The 15,968-nt window shown below is 42.1% G+C and carries 10 protein-coding genes; 4 read left to right on the forward strand and 6 right to left on the reverse strand.

What is annotated here, in order from left to right; genetic code table 11:
• Positions 1-391 precede the first annotated feature (391 nt).
• The 3 genes from ACFOHL_RS07260 (at position 392) to ACFOHL_RS07270 (ending at position 6,950) form a co-directional block, all read left to right on the forward strand.
• On the forward strand, positions 392-4,003 hold the full coding sequence (locus ACFOHL_RS07260) for an Ig-like domain-containing protein (protein WP_376919554.1): 3,612 nt from the start codon (positions 392-394) through the stop codon (positions 4,001-4,003).
• 5 nt (positions 4,004-4,008) lie between these two features.
• Complete coding sequence (locus tag ACFOHL_RS07265; RefSeq protein ID WP_376919555.1) at positions 4,009-4,581, forward strand: hypothetical protein; 573 nt, start codon at positions 4,009-4,011, stop codon at positions 4,579-4,581.
• A 176-nt stretch (positions 4,582-4,757) separates the two neighbouring features.
• Positions 4,758-6,950: a S9 family peptidase gene (locus ACFOHL_RS07270; protein WP_376919556.1), complete on the forward strand. Its 2,193-nt coding sequence runs from the start codon at positions 4,758-4,760 to the stop codon at positions 6,948-6,950.
• A gap of 11 nt (positions 6,951-6,961) precedes the next feature.
• Here ACFOHL_RS07270 and ACFOHL_RS07275 read toward each other — a convergent pair whose 3' ends face one another.
• The 6 genes from ACFOHL_RS07275 to ACFOHL_RS07300 all read right to left on the reverse strand — a co-directional run bounded on the left by ACFOHL_RS07275 (position 6,962) and on the right by ACFOHL_RS07300 (position 14,770).
• Positions 6,962-9,835: a hypothetical protein gene (locus ACFOHL_RS07275; RefSeq protein ID WP_376919557.1), complete on the reverse strand. Its 2,874-nt coding sequence runs from the start codon at positions 9,833-9,835 to the stop codon at positions 6,962-6,964.
• A 21-nt stretch (positions 9,836-9,856) separates the two neighbouring features.
• Positions 9,857-10,612: a hypothetical protein gene (locus ACFOHL_RS07280; protein ID WP_376919558.1), complete on the reverse strand. Its 756-nt coding sequence runs from the start codon at positions 10,610-10,612 to the stop codon at positions 9,857-9,859.
• Positions 10,613-10,692: 80 nt separating this feature from the next.
• The gene (locus ACFOHL_RS07285) at positions 10,693-11,208 is read right to left on the reverse strand and encodes a hypothetical protein (RefSeq protein ID WP_376919559.1); all 516 of its coding nucleotides are present in this window, start codon (positions 11,206-11,208) and stop codon (positions 10,693-10,695) included.
• 569 nt (positions 11,209-11,777) lie between these two features.
• Positions 11,778-12,782: a cytochrome d ubiquinol oxidase subunit II gene (gene cydB / locus ACFOHL_RS07290; RefSeq protein ID WP_376919560.1), complete on the reverse strand. Its 1,005-nt coding sequence runs from the start codon at positions 12,780-12,782 to the stop codon at positions 11,778-11,780.
• Positions 12,779-14,161, reverse strand: a complete 1,383-nt coding sequence (locus ACFOHL_RS07295) for a cytochrome ubiquinol oxidase subunit I (RefSeq protein ID WP_376919628.1) — start codon at positions 14,159-14,161, stop codon at positions 12,779-12,781. The genes cydB and ACFOHL_RS07295 overlap by 4 nt, the downstream gene beginning before the upstream one ends.
• A gap of 57 nt (positions 14,162-14,218) precedes the next feature.
• On the reverse strand, positions 14,219-14,770 hold the full coding sequence (locus ACFOHL_RS07300; RefSeq protein ID WP_376919629.1) for a GbsR/MarR family transcriptional regulator: 552 nt from the start codon (positions 14,768-14,770) through the stop codon (positions 14,219-14,221).
• Positions 14,771-15,015: 245 nt separating this feature from the next.
• Here ACFOHL_RS07300 and ACFOHL_RS07305 point away from each other — a divergent pair, with 245 nt between their 5' ends.
• Positions 15,016-15,927, forward strand: coding sequence for a phosphotransferase (locus tag ACFOHL_RS07305; protein WP_376919561.1), 912 nt, complete (start codon positions 15,016-15,018; stop codon positions 15,925-15,927).
• Positions 15,928-15,968: the final 41 nt, after the last annotated feature.

Consider the following 15,968-nt stretch of genomic DNA (forward strand, 5'->3'; position numbering starts at 1 on the left):
TATCGTCAACTGCCTAGGCTACCACTATCAACAAATTTATTCTTAAAATGGGTGCGGGATGTCAGTCAGAAGGCAAATGTCTCAGGCTGGAGTTATTTTATTCAATTCAAAAACAAACACTCTGCTAAGCAAATAAAATTACACATAAAAATTATAGCATTGTAAATAAAAGATTAATTATTGTTCGATAATAGATTTTTACATCAAAAAAAAACAAAAAATAATAAATCAATTAATCAATAGCTTACCTATTAAAATTTGTTAAAAACTCTCATCAAATAAACATAATTGTTATAAATTGTTAACAATTAATTGTGGATTATTTAAAATAGACAAGTTTTTACATACCTATGTATAGCTTTTAATATCGATTAATTGGGAGGATTCGCAAATGCAGCGCGTAACCAAAGGTTTGGTTCTTGCAGCGGGTATCACTTTGATGCCTTTAATCATTTTTGCTCAAACAGAGACAGTTGTTAATGTTGATACCAAACACAGTAAAAATGGTGTCTCAGAGTTTGATAGAAGCAAATTTATTACTGTGCACTCGTCAGTCGGTGAGAATGATTGGAATGGTGACGAAGATAAACTCGATTACCTTATTCGCGAGTTGAATGTTTACTTTGGACGAGACAATGGGGCTATGCCTTGGAATATTAACCAAGCGGAGCAAGATCCCAATCGTCCGGGTTTTGCTGATCCGACTTGGATTCAAAATCAAGGTCAATATTGGCGAGAAACACTGTATGGCGTAAACCAAGCTAGCCGTCATCTGTATGATGATTACGGTGATGTCATGATTGGCGGACAAGTAAATCCTTTCTGGCCCGTACATGTAACTAACCCGTGTTGTGCAGCGCATGAAGGTTGGGAAATTGGCGGTGCTGATGCGGTAGGCGAATTCATGGGGCGTTTCCTCAATGAGTTCTACAGAAACGAAGGCGAAAGCGTGACGGAAGGTCATCCACGCCCGAAGATTTTGGAAGTGCTCAACGAACCTTTGTACGAACTGACAACCAGAGGCGATACTCCTCCAATTGACGTATTTCAGTTCCACAATGACGTAGCAGACAATATTCGTCTCTTTAACGACGATGTCTTGATCGGTGGGTACACAACAGCTTTCCCGGTTTTTGAAGAAAGAAATTTTGCGCGCTGGGCAGAGAGAATGAAATTATTCATCGATACCAGTGGTAACCATATGGATTTCTTTTCTATCCATTTGTATGACTTTAATTCTCTAGGGAATGCTCGTACGGTCAACTATTTCAAAGGTGGTCGTATAGAAGCCACGATGGATATGATGGAGCATTACAGCCAGCTGGTCTTGAATACGCAGAAACCTTGGGTTATTTCTGAGTATGGTGGTCGTGATCATACCTTAGAAAGCCAAGGCTGGTCACCTGTGCGGGATTGGCATTTTATGAAAGCAATGAGTCCTATGTTGATGCAGTTTATGGATCGCCCCGACTTAATGCTAAAGACCTTGCCATTTATCGTCGTAAAAGCGCCTTGGGGAACAGTAGACGGGAACCCCTATCCTTGGCGCCTATTGCGTCAAGCTCATGAAGCACCAAACGAAACTGGCGATCATTGGGTTTTCACAGAGCAGGTTAAATTTTATGAACTATGGTCTGATGTAGAAGGTACGCGTGTTGATACTACCTCTACCAACCCTAACGTTTTGGTAGATAGTTACGTAAAAGACAATAAGGTTTATCTAATACTAAGCAATTTGTCTCGTGAGTCTGAGCAAGTCTTTTTACAAACTTTTGGCGCTGAGGGTAATGTCCTTCAAAATGTCCAAATCAAACACCTATTTCTAGATATCAATGCACCAGTGCTCGATGAGCAAAATACGGCTACTGCACCGGCGAGTATCGAACTAGGTGGAGAAGCTACCGCGATTATTACTTATACGTTTGCTTCTGATATCGAAATAGACCAAGAATCATCAGAATCTAAATACTATGCCACTACGTATTTGCAAGAAATCTCAGCAAATAGTCCAATTAGCTTCAACATTAATGGTGTTGAAACAAATCAACATGGCGAAGCATTTTTACGCTTTGCTGTGGGTCGCGACCATGGTTTATCTTTGACGCCTGTTGTTTCAGTAAACGGCACACAACTGAGCAATGAGGTTTATTATTCAGGTGATGATCAAGCAGAGCGCGATAGGTTTTTTAGTCTATTAGAAGTTAAAGTTCCGTACGAACTTCTACAAGAAAACAATGCTATTTCAGTTAGTTTTCCAGACAGTACTGGCCACGTGGCAAGTATGGCTCTGAAAGTATTTGACTTTAGTACTGATGTCCGTGATTTGCCTACTGAAGTAACGGGTATCGCAATCGCACCGAGTTCACAGATTTTAGCTGTTGGCGAGATTGCTCAAGTTAACGCACAAGTTTTACCGTTTTCAGCCTCCAATCAAAATTATACCTTGTCGAGCAGCGACGAAAGTATTGTTTCTGTCGACCAAAGCGGTGTCGTTACTGCTATTGCTGCTGGAGAAGTAGTGATTACAGCAACAAGTGAAGTAGGCAACTTTAGCGCAGAAGCGATCATAAGCGTTGAAGAGCCTGTGGGCGCGAGTATCACACTGGATGACCCAGGGTTTTATGTAAATACTGAATTTGCAAATAATGGGGTAATCACTGTGACGACTCACTTCGATGCAGGTACTGGTGAGACGGTAACAGATGGCGTTGGTGGTATTCGCTATTTCCTTCGTGAGTTAACAGCGGGTTTTGCATCGGTAGTTAAAGATATAATTGTATTTGATGCATCTGTAATAGGCACCCGACGTGGCACATCTGTTGTTGATATTCCATTGGATTTTGCAACACCCACCGCGGATTTGCCAGAAGGCAACTTCTATTTCTTATTTGTTCAATTTGAGTCCTCAAATGGTGAAACACAAAATGTGACGGCATTCCCATTAAATATCGTAGAAGGCGAAGTCGAAGTACCCGCACCATTTATCAGCTTAGTTGATGCGCAAAGTTATGCGACGACAAACTTTGTATCAGGCGAAACCATGAGTATATCGACTGAATTTAGCGCCGGAGAAAATGCAGAAGTGTCTGATACGGTAGGCGGAATTCAGTATTTCTTACGCGAACTCACCCCCAGTTTTGGTGTGGTGAACGATTATATTGCGTTTGATGCTAGTGTAGTGGGCGAACAAACGGGTACCTCGTCTGTTGAATTATCACTCGATGGTGTACCTCCCAGTGATCAATTGCCAGAAGGAAACTTCTATTTCCTCTTTGCCCGATTTGTTGACTCCAATGGCACGCAATATACGATAGATCCTGTATTCCCAATTAGTGTGGTTGCACCCGCTGCAGAGCCTTCATTAGATTTAAACAACGGCGGTGTTTTCACAGCGGATTTATTAGTGGGTCAAACTGTGACTATCGAAACCTCCTATGAGGCAGGCCCTGGGCAAACCGTAAATGAGAAATTTGGCGGTATCCGTTATTTCTTCCGTCACTTGAATGCAAGTTTTGGTGTCGTTCAGGATATCATTATTGATGATGCATCTGTTATTGGCTCGCAGTCCGGTACATCTTCTGTTGAGTTGTCTTTAGCCGGTGTGTTGCCATCGTCTGAATTGCCAGAAGGCGATTTCTACTTCCTGTTTGCCATTATGGGAACAAGCAGTGGACAAGACTATAATATTGCGCCGATATTCCCAATAAGTGTCTTAGCTGATACAGATGGTGATGGTATCGCTGATACGGTTGATCAAGATGACGACGGTGACAACGTGCCAGATGATGTGGACGACTACCCTCTTGATCCTTCCCTTGGCGTCAAAGGTGACTTCGATGGTGACTTAGATGTGGACAGAAGAGATCTTGCTATCTTTGTTCGCCTGATTCGAGATCCTTCGGCAGTGCGCGCAGAATATGATTTTAACGGTGATGGAGTGGTGAGCAGAGAAGATGCTAGAACCCTCCAGACCCTATGTACTAAAACTCGTTGTGCGGAGTAAAACAAATGAGAAACCTATTAATTGCTAGTTTAATCACCCTGATGAGCTTTAGCTCATCAGCGGGCTTGGTCTTTACCTCAAATGCATCGGGCGTGAATGTGGGTGACACCATTACGCTCGATGTCGCCTTTGACTTTGATAGCAGCACACGTTTGGATGAAATTTACGAATTTGGTCTAGATCTAGTGTTCGACCCTAGTTTGGTCTCTTTTGCTGGTGCGGCTTTAGCGGGTCCTTATGCAAGTATCGATGATGACTTCAACGGTTTTAATGACTATGACTTAGTAGTTGACGACTTAAGCTTTGTAGACGCTTTATTGGTTGAAGTGTTTAATCTTGATTTTACCGCACCTTTGTTGCCCACATCCGGTGTAGTGGATTTACTTAGCTTTGAATTCACTGCGCTGTCTGACGGCATTGCAGACTTTGCATTAGAGAATCTCGTATTGGTTGATGCTTTCTTTGGTGAAGAGCTGGTTGACGGTTCATTTGGTTCATCAGTGCAAGTATCCGCACCTATGAGCTTGAGTTTACTTGGTTTAGGGCTAGTGGCACTTTCTATTCGCAGAAAAATGTAAGCGATCATAAATCTTCAGATTGATTCCCAACTAAAAAGGGTTACTTGCAGTTTTTAAGTAACCCTTTTTCATGTCATTTTCTTTATTGTGAATCTGCTTTGGCGTATTGAGCTGCGCTGTTTATAAATGCTATTGTAGGGACAAAAGAAGGTAAAATAATAATCATAGGGAATGTAATGTTACTCAACTACCTCAGGTCATGCTTGGCGGTATCGACGATGTTTGTCTTAACCGCATGTAGCCCAGCACCAGATAACGCAACCAAAAACGAAACATCAGACGTGACTAAATTAGACAGATTGCAAGCACTGAGCATCACCCCGCCACTTGCAAAGCAAATCCCGTATACAGCCAATTACCATGGAACACAGTTAAGTGATCCTTATCATTGGCTGAAAGATCAAGACTACCCAACGGTGGATGATCAAGCTGTACTGGATTATTTGAATGCAGAAAATGCGTATTACCAAACATTTTTAGAGCCCATTGCGCCATTGGTAGATAAGGTCTTTGAGGAATACAAATCGAGGGTGAATGAAGAAGACAGCAGCGTACCTTGGATAAAAAATGGTTACGAATATGCGTGGCGTTTTGTCTCCGGAGAAGAATACCGCACATATTCGCGTAAACATATTGAAACAGGCGAAATCATTGATTTTTTAAGTGTTAGCGAATTGGCAAAAGGGCACGATTATTTTTCGTTAGGAGACTGGGATATTAGCCCAGACAATCAACTGCTTGCCTATACATACAACACCAATGGTGATGAGCGTTATTCGGTAGTGGTCAAAAACATTGCCACGGGCGAAGTGATCGACACGAGTATAAACGACACAAATGGCGATATAGCGTTTAGTGCAGATGGTAAACAGCTAATCTTTGGCGAGTTGCACCCAGAACGATGGTATACGAAAAGCATAAAAGCGCAGACATTTGGATCATCGTCTGTTGATACCATCACCCTGTATACCGAGACAGATGATGCATTTTTCTTGAACTTCTACACTACTCGTAGTGAAAAGTTCTTAGTCATTGTTACCGGTAATAGTGAGGCGACCGAAACGCGTGTTGTTCCAGCAAATAACCTTGCTGCTGAACCACAGGTATTAATTGATCGTTCGCAAAATATGCTTAGCTCTACGACCCATGCCAATGGCTATTTCTACATTTTGAGCAATGACAAGCATGTTAATTTTCGTTTAGCTAGGGTCTCTGATCAGCAAACTGAGTATGAAAATTGGGAGTCAGTAATAGAGGGAAGCACTGACTTGTATCTGCAAGACATTTCCGCGTTTAAAGATTTTATGGTGTTGTCCGCGCGTGAAAAAGGTAAAAAGCGCATTATCGTGCGCTCGTACTCAGGAGAAGCGCATGATGTGGTCTTTCCTGAAGATGTATTTGTCGCAAGTTTTGGCAACAATAGTGAGTTTGAACAAGATTTTGTTCGTCTGCGCTATGAATCAATGATTACGCCCGATACTATTTTTGACTATAACATTGAAAGTAAATCACTCATTACGAAAAAAGAGCAGCTAATACCTTCTGGGTATGACAAATCTCAATACATCACTAAGAGACTGATGGCACCGGTCAGAGACGGCACCCTTGTTCCGGTGAGTATTGTTTATAAAAAAGACTTTAAGCAAGATGCAAGTCACCCAATGCACCTATATGGATATGGCGCTTACGGTGTCAGTGTTGAACCTAGGTTTTCTACTGTTCGTTTGAGTCTATTGGATAGAGGGTTTTCTTTTGCTATTGCGCATGTGCGTGGAAGCGACATGATGGGGCATCAGTGGTATTTGGACGGCAAACTAGATAAGCGGACGAATACTTTCAATGACTTTGTTGATGTCGCGAAATATTTGATTGCAGAAAAGTACGTTGCAGAGGGAAATATCTCTGCTTCAGGGCGCAGTGCGGGGGGAGAATTGATGGGCGCCATTGTTATTCAAGCGCCTGAATTGTGGCGCTCTGTCACGTTAGGTGTACCATTTGTAGATGTGCTAAATACGATGTTGGATGCGAGCTTGCCGTTGACTCCGCCAGAATGGTCAGAGTGGGGCAATCCAATCGAAGATGCTGAAGCATACCGTTTCATTCAAAGCTACTCACCGTATGACAATATTGAAAAAAGAGCATATCCTCCTATGATGGTGACAGGTGGGCTAAATGATCCTAGAGTGACCTATTGGGAGCCGGCTAAATGGACTGCAAAAATGCGTGCCAATAAAACCGATTCTAATTTATTGGTCATGCGTATAAATATGGGCGCGGGGCATTTTGCGAATAGTGGTCGTTACGGTCGATTGCGCGATGCGGCGGAAGAGACTGCATTTATGTTGACTGCACACGGGATTACTCAGTAGGATCGTAAAAGTTAGTTGGTACTTACTTGTGTATTTCTCCCAAAGCTTTGGCTTGAGCTAAGGTCGTTAAACGCGAGTAAGGGCGATTTATCTATACGGGTATATTTGATGGCGTCGAGACTGCGCTGAATAGCAGGTTTCAGGGCTAGAAATGCTAGCTTTTGTAAATCATTGTAAGGTGCAGACTCCGCTTTCAGTCGAGACAAAGCTTCGATATTTTGTTCCTTTTTGCCGATCAGGACAATGTCATCTATCGAGACAATATCGCCTTCTTCGGGGGCAACGACATATATTGGGTTTTCCGGCTTTGCCAGCTTGAAATCATTTAATTTATTTTCGTCGAGTTGCAACAAATACTTGCCTGGTGGGACTTTAGTAAAAAAGAAAAAGCCATCCACTTCGGTCATGCTGGTATAGTGATTACTACCATTTATTTCTAGTAGTTTCACTGTCAGTCCTGCTAAGCCACGACTTTCACCCTGTTTCTCTTGAATAATTGCACCTTCGATGTCGTTTGCGCTGACCACTGGAAAAGCAACTTTTGCTGCTCCCCCTTCATGGGTGGCGACTAATACGGGTTTTTTTGCGGGTACCGTAAATGGATCGTGCAAACTGCTCTCGTCAACGCCAATTTCTTGATAGCGGTTGTGAGTAAAAAGTTGCACCCTACCGTTTTTTTCTGTTAGCTTTTCTGCCCAATTGTGAGAGCCCTCAAAGCCGACTTCTGCTAGTGCTTCATCGTCATTATTGAAGTGACCATCTCGGTTGCGATCCAGATAAGCAAACGCATCGATGCTTGCAGCAGTCGCCCCTCTCGGTCTACTCAGTTGAAGTCGCCGCTTGGGCTTGTTGTAATACAGGTCACCGGAGATCCCCATATTGACATTCCAGTGCCCGCCACTATCAATGCTTGCCCCTACTTTTAAGTTGAATAGTTTGTGTCGCCAGCTGGCCTGATGACGAAGCGTAAATTTTTCCGCATTGTTTGCTCGGTAACTAAAGTGTGTTTGTTGAAAACTGCGCAGTTTATTTGGCCAGCGGATATTGGCTTGATAGCTGTCAATGCCGATGCGATCAAAGGGTTGCCACAACAAAGAATGACTAATTTGAGTATTGCCAAGTCGTTGACTGACAAAAATATCGTGAACAACTTCCTTCGTACCTTTGTTTTCAGAATACGATAACTTAGTGGAATAAGTATTGCCGTGGTGATTTTGTGATACGCCAAGGGCGGCTGAAACTTGTCGACTTCCGTCTTTTCGTTGCTTTCTAGATAGATTCGCGTTTGTTGTAAATGGCTTTTTGTCGCCGAGTTTCACACTTAGTCTGGCTTTTGTTTCCTGCGTAAAATCTATCGTCTTTCGAAATTTATTACTCGTAAAATTATGCAGGGAAGTATGCTGCACATTTGCGCTAATGTTTTTTGAAATACGGCTATTTATGCCAAAGAAGTTTGCGTACCCACCTGAAAATTGATTGGCATGTCGCACTCTAATGGCATGATCACCAATACGCATATCCAGCCCAAGCGTTCCATAGTCAACAAATCCACTATCTTGTTCTATACGTTGAAAATCCGTGCTAAGTGTTGTGTTGTGGCCTATTCCGACCAAACCAGATACACCTATTTGTCTTTCATTCTTGTCAAGTATTTTGCCGTCGAGTAAACGTTGTGCCGCATCTGCTGCATATACACGAAAATCAAAACTACCAGCAGGTAGCTGTTCTTGACCGACGTTGACAATTTGCGTTCGCGTCTCCTCTTGGCCTTCAGGACCAAGTAAGCTAATTTCAAATTCATTTCGTCCAAAAAATGTCGGTACATTAAGAAATACAACTTGGTTGTTGTCATTGCTTTCCGCCTCTTCAAGAAATTCTCCATTTCGAAACAAACGGGCTTGCCAACCCGGTAAAACGGTTTCTTCTATTCGAATAGTAGAAAAATTCCTTCGCTTATTTTGGGAAAAGCTAAATGTATTAAAACCCAATCCTTGTAAAGAAGTACTAACTAACTCGTCACCTTGCAAAGATATATCGCCAAATTCATATTTAATACTGCGATCGTTTATTGTTTCTAAACTTTGTTTGTAGTCAGTAAAGCTATCATCAATTAGAAAATTTTTACTTAAACGCAAAAACTGACGAGTATCTGTTTTAGTATTGCTGAGACGATAGTCCGCGGCCATATATGCCAAGTCGAAATAAGCATTAAGATGTGCACTATGCGCAATACTACTTTTTTTATCTTGACGACGTGCGTCGAGTCGATAATTAAGGCGCGGGAGAGTAAAAAGTTGATATTCATCCGCGACTAAAGGCATAGTCTCAAGGGGAGTGTAGGATCGTTCATTGGCAACGCTTTGGTTTCTATCACGTAAGCCAAAGCGTTCGTATGAACTGGTGAAGTTTAACTGCATGACTTCGTAGTTTGTTGTCGCTATCCCCTCTAACAGTTTGGCTATTACCTTAATATCGACATAAATATCAAAATCATCGGCATACCAATATGCTGTTTCGGTTTCCTGCCTAGTTGTAAAATCAACGACAAAATCGCAAGATAGCGGCGACGTCTCATCATACTCTGACCAAAGCTGATAGGGCTCAAAAGACAAACGCCAAGGCAGGTTAAAGCCTTCAGGTAACTGAGAAATTGCAACAAGATGGGTATCATTGACAGCATATACATCGACGCTGTCCAACACTGGGCGGTTGTTTACACGCACAACCATGAACAACACATCGTCTTCATTGACCTTTACTTTTTGCCAATTGAATTGAGTCTGGCAGGCATTGGTTAGGGGGGCATAAACAAACAAAAAGATTGTTAACACAAAAAACAGCGGTAATCCTTTACCAAATTGCTTCCATGAGCTTCCATGCTGCAAAGAGTATTCCTTTTTACCTTGTTATAAGGTGAGATCAATTGCTGAGCGCAGATTGCCACCAAACTCTGCTACTTCTTGGTACTCGATGTTTATTTTTGATGCGGCGCTATTTATATTTAACGGTATTCTTATACGACGTTCGGCAAGTGATGTGTAAACCGCCACACCGTTTAATACACCCACTTCTTTGTCAGTGTTGTCTGTGATGATGAAATTTCCGAACAAACTACGATTGCCGTCTAAAGTTTGCCAAAACTCTACGTGAGGCGTGTCTCCTACATTCACAAGTCGTGGTCGTTGCAAACTGGTTTTGGCGTGCACTTCACCATGCCTAACGATCAAGGGCATGTTATAGCTCATCGTAGGCTTGAGTGAGATTGAGCCCGCTGCGCGCAGGTCGGGTGAACTTTTCATACTGAATACCGCACGGTACTCGCCATCAACTAGATCTCTTGGGCGTCGAATCGAAAATCTAATCACTTGTTTTTCACCTGGTTGTAAGCTTCCTCGCTTTGGTGAAAAACGCACCATTCCGATTGCAGAATTGGCGAGTGTGTCAACCTTCTTAACAGCGCCGAATTGGTTCATCTCAACCAAGAGCAAATCTGTCGAAAAAGACATTGGAACCGACCCGGTGTTGCGTAATTGAAGTGCGTCTGAACGTTGATTACTATCAAACACTAAGCGGTTTTTTGACATTGCCAAATTAGCTGATGCGGTCCCTGCATAGAGTGTTACCAATACGCAGATGACGGCACAAAATCTTGTAAGTAACATGGCAGCATTACTCCATTTTTTTATTATCTGATGCAACAAAGCTATTGAGCCGCGATGCCACTCAATAGCTTCAACAGTCTTTAGTTAAATAATACTTCTACTGTATAAGGTGCAGTTTCGTCTGCGCCTGGAGTCAAAGTGTTGTTAACAGTAAGCTGTCCGTACACGTCAATAAGTAAATCGGTACCTGAGCCATCAGTGGTTACACTAATTGCACCGTCAGCTGAAGCATGACCGTCTGAAGTTGTGGTTGCATTGTTGATGTCAAAAGACGGAACAAACGTAACGTTAGTGCCTGCTGAAAATGTGAGTTCGACTGTTACGCCGGTATTAGGGAGTAGACCTGAGATGTCCACTTGTCCTAGTGCAATCTCAGCGGCTGAAGCATCACAATCACCTGTCACAGCACCGGCGGCATCCATCGTACAAACCGAGCCAGACGCAACCTGCACGGTGCCAAAGTCGATAGCGGTAGAGTTTGTGATAGTGGCATCCGCAGCGGCTGTCACACTTGCGTTAAATGTTTCGCTTGCCGCGAAAGAAGCAGTCGATACTAAAGAAGCAGTGATTAAAGCACCTAATTTAAATTTGTTCATAATTAATATCCTTTTTTCAAAATTGTGTGTTTGTTCCCTCAAGTTCATATTTGTGTTTGAAGGCGAGACGGATTTAAGCACTCCGATTTTGATAGGAAAGTATTAACTGAAATAACTATGTATAAGCTGAAAAAAAACGTGTAGATATATTTATACTTTGGTTGAGCCTTAAAACCGGAAAATTCTATACTTAAGTGTAAATTATCGAGTCAAGATGAGACTTGAATAAAATAGATAAACAAATAAAAATCAATTACTTAATATTTACCGTGTATTTTATGAATTTCTTTAATTGCTTAGTTTTAAAAAAAAGTAAAATAATTTTGGTTTTATGGCTTGTGTATCAATATAGAAACAATAACAGTGACTTATGCCAATAATTTGTACTAGTCAAAAGTATAGTATAAATGCCGTTTTTAGGGATTAATGGGCAATATACTTAACAAGCTTCATAAGTTGAGGTGTATGTTAAGCACAAAGGCAGTTGCCCTTGTCAAAAAGCTAGGTTCGAATTCGAGGGACAAAACTGGGAATCAAATGCAGCCAGTCTTGTCCATCAGTAAAAAAGCCTAATAGTACCTTAGGGTGTCGGCCTTTCCTCTAAATGCGTAGTACGCGATAAAGGTGTACATAACAATAATTGGCACCACAACGAGAGTGCCGTAGAGCATGATCTCAAGTGAGGATTTAGCACTGGCAGCTTGATATATCGTCAGCGTGTTCGGTACGACATAAGGGTAAAAGCTTAGGGTCAAGCCGACAAAACAACTTACAAATACTATGCTAGTCATCAAAAATGGCAACCAAGCACCACTGTCGTTTTTTAGAGGTAAGCGCTTGAGTACCGCGTATCCCAAGGCAAACATGACAAAGCACAACAAGGGAATTGCGGCATATAAATAGGCCATTGGCAGCTGCGTCCACACAGCCAAGACATTTGCGTTTACTAAAGGATTGACCAAACACACTGTGAGTATACCAATAAAGCTCACTATGCCTGCTTGTTTACTGCGCTGTATCGCCCGTTTTTGCAGTTCACCAGAGGTTTTCAATATCAACCAAGTATTACCGATAAGTGCATAGGCTGCGATGACACACACACCGCTAAATACGGCAAATAGACTGCTCCATATGTTGTATTTTAATCCCATAATATAGATACCTAGCATAAAGCCCTGGCTAAATGCGGCCAAAATAGAGCCAACTTTAAAACATATATCCCAGTGGATTTTATTTTTTGGCTTTACTTTGGCTCTAAAGTCGAAGGCAACCCCGCGTAAGATCAATGCAATGAGTAATAATGAGGCGGGTAAATACAATACCCTTAGGATTTCGCTATGCGCGACCGGAAATGCCACAAGCAGCAAACCGACAGCCAGTACTAGCCAAGTTTCGTTAGCATCCCAAAAAGGTCCAATGGAGGCGATCTCGGTGTCTCGCCATTCTTCCTTGCTCATCGATAGGCAAATACCTACACCTAGGTCATAACCATCGAGTATGGCATATACTAATATGGATAAGGCGGTTAAGCTGGCAAATATGATAGCCAGTTGAGGGTGACTTAAATCCATCATAGTTGCGCTCCTCTTTGAACATTGGGATTTGAATACGCCTTTGTCTCCGGTACGCCGGGTATCTTTAAGTCGTACTCTTCTACATTCACTGCTTTACGTGCAAGGTTTAAAAGGGTGGATATGTAAGCGACCAATAGTACTGCATAGATAGTCAAGTACGCGACGAGCGTGAGCGCCACGTTTTCTCCAGCTATTGTTGTCACTGCGTCAGCTGTCCTAAGAACACCAGTAACCAAGTAGGGTTGCCTCCCTATTTCAGTGACATACCAACCCGCTAAGCTCGCAAGCCAACCTGAAAACGTCATTGCCATTACAAGCTTAAGTTGTGTTGTGGATAAGCGCTTGTTTTTTAATAATGAATAACTTGTCCACCAAGCTAGGATAATCATCACTAACCCGATCCCAACCATCACCCGAAAACTGAAAAACACGGGTACTACAGGCGGGTGGGCGTCGGCAAATGCATCGATACCTTTTATTTCTCCTTCTGGATCATGGGTTAGGATGACACTGGCGAGTTTGGGTATCTCTATCGAAAAGCGATGCGTTTTAGTCTCAGCATCTGGTATGCTAAAGAGCACAAGAGGCGCGCCTTTTTGTGTTTGCCATACCCCTTCCATTGCAGCGATTTTGGCAGGCTGGTGCTGCAAAGTATTAAGACCATGTAAATCACCCACAAAGGCTTGGCTTGGCGCAAGTATTGCCGCAGTAAAGAGCGCAGTTTTTAAACTGAGTCGAGGTGCTTTTTTGTTATCGCCTCGATAAATGCGGTATGCGCTGATACCTGCGACTAAAAAGCACACGGTTAATGCAGAGCTCAGTAGCGTATGTGTTAAGCGATACGGAAATGAGGGGTTGAAAATAATAGCCAACCAGTCAGTAGCGTGTGCAACGCCGTCTTTCATTTCAAAGCCTGCAGGGGTGTGCATCCAAGAGTTTAATGCGAGGATCCAAAAGGCAGACATACTCGTCCCCAATGCCACCAAGAACGTGGCCAGAGTGTGAGCCCAAGCAGGCACACGATTAAAACCAAACAACATGATGCCAAGCATGGTTGCTTCTAAAAAGAAAGCAGTCAAAATTTCATAAGCCAGCAATGGCCCAGCAATATTGCCAATGGTTTCCATAAATCCGGGCCAATTGGTACCAAATTGAAATGACATGGTTATGCCACTCACCACGCCCAAAGCAAAGGTAAGCGCAAATACCTTTACCCAAAACCGATAGGCACGCATCCAGACGGGGTGCTTAGACAAATCAAATCGGATTTTAAAATAAAAAAGTAGCCAACCAAGGGCGATGGTGATGGTTGGAAACAGAATATGAAAGCTAATGTTTGCGGCAAACTGGATCCGCGATAGCAGCAAAACGTCCATTATTGATTACCTCTGGTAAATTAAGAATTTTTTTACCCCGATATGCGCTATTGATTGCGCTCACTCCGCTTTTTTTTGAATAAGCTTGTCTTTTAAGTCAAGTACCTTTCCTACACCCGAGCCAAGCTTCATTAAGGTATTGAGCTTTTCAGGAGATAAGGTTTGCAAGCTTTGCGTCCAATGCGTGATGTTTTCGAGTAAATCGTGTATTTCGTGTATTTTTTGTTGCGCATGGGCTTCTTGAGAGTTAGCCGGTTCATCGAGTAAAATATCCCTTAATAGCGATAAGGTAGGATCCATTTCGCGTTTGCGTCGCTCTTCAAAAACCTTGTTAGCCATGTCCCAAATACTGCCTTTGGTTTGGTAATAGTCTTTCCTATCCCCTTGCTTATAAGTGGTTTGCACCAATTGCCAACTGTGTAATTCCTTTAAGCCCATGCTCACATTGCCGCGAGAGATGCCTAATAACTCACCAATTTTATTTGCACTTAACGCTGATTCGCTCAAAACCAAAAGCGCATAAATTTGGCCGACAGTGCGATTAAACCCCCAACGGCTGCCCATTTCACCAAAGTGAAATACAAAAGATTCGATCATCGGTGTCATTTGCATAATGTTTGTTTCTGAAGATTCAATATTTTCTGAAAGTATAAAAGGTTTTTGATTTAGATCAAGTTTTTTGGTTTGGATGCGTGTGCGTGTGCGATCTCTTTTTCGTTGAAATAAATTACCTTGTTGTGAGCGATGAAAAATGCATCTAAAGTGCATTATCTTTCTCGCTTTAATGAAATCCGCATGCCATTTCAATTTTTGCGAGAAAAACTAATTGTAAAAGCCAGAAGCTAAGATGGAGAATTATGGACGTTTTTGAGTATTTCGACTTAAAGAAAGACACCAAATCTATATACAAATATGCGCCTGTATATAAGAGCATAATTGACACTGAAGAAGTCATAATCAAAAGAACCAAAGAGCAAACAGATAGACTTGCAAATCTACTAACTTGGCAACAAACTATAAAAGGTAGCGGAATTGAAACAATTCTCCCAATAGCGTTCAAGAAGAAGTTCTATCATTCGATAGGAACGGAAAATTGGGTTGTCTACCCATTTATAAAAGGGAATAAATATCAGGCTAACGAAGAGCAAATACACGGCGCAGGTGAGTTGCTTGGGAGAATTCATGCTACATCTGACAGTGTTTTCGAGCATGGCTTTTCGTGGGAAAACTATGATGGCGAATTTTATGATGAGGTTGCTGAAGACATTCAGATAATTTCGAAGTGTTACCCAACAGAATTTAATTCGCATGAAGGTCAAAAGCTATTTCGCGCCATAGCACTAGAAGCATCGAAAAGGTTTAGTAACCTAGCAAGACAGGAACTTCCGACTTCTGATTGCACGTGGGACTTCAAAGCCAGTAATTTAGTTTATCAGACTAACAAACCCGTTCTAATTGATACCGACAACGCGGGGAAGGTGCCAAGAATATTTGACCTATCGCTAGCGTTGCTTCTTTTTCACACATGTGAAGACTCCGCTCCAAACAGAGTTTTTACGCCAGAAGAATGGGAGTTGTTTCTTTCAGGTTATAAAAAACATATTCAAATGACCGAAATTGAAAAAGAAAGCTGGCAAAGTATGCTTTTGCTTGTCTATGCAGATGAAGTATTGTGGGCAATCAACGATTTAGATGAGGACGAGAGCGATAGGCAGAAAGACTTCATAAGGAATCTAGTCACATTTAACGCGCACCAATACACAATTTAAATCGAACGACCGCAGTACGTAATGAGCAGTTGTTCAGTACT

The sequence above is a fragment of the Agaribacter flavus genome (assembly GCF_042646125.1).
Lineage (GTDB): Bacteria > Pseudomonadota > Gammaproteobacteria > Enterobacterales > Alteromonadaceae > Glaciecola > Glaciecola flavus.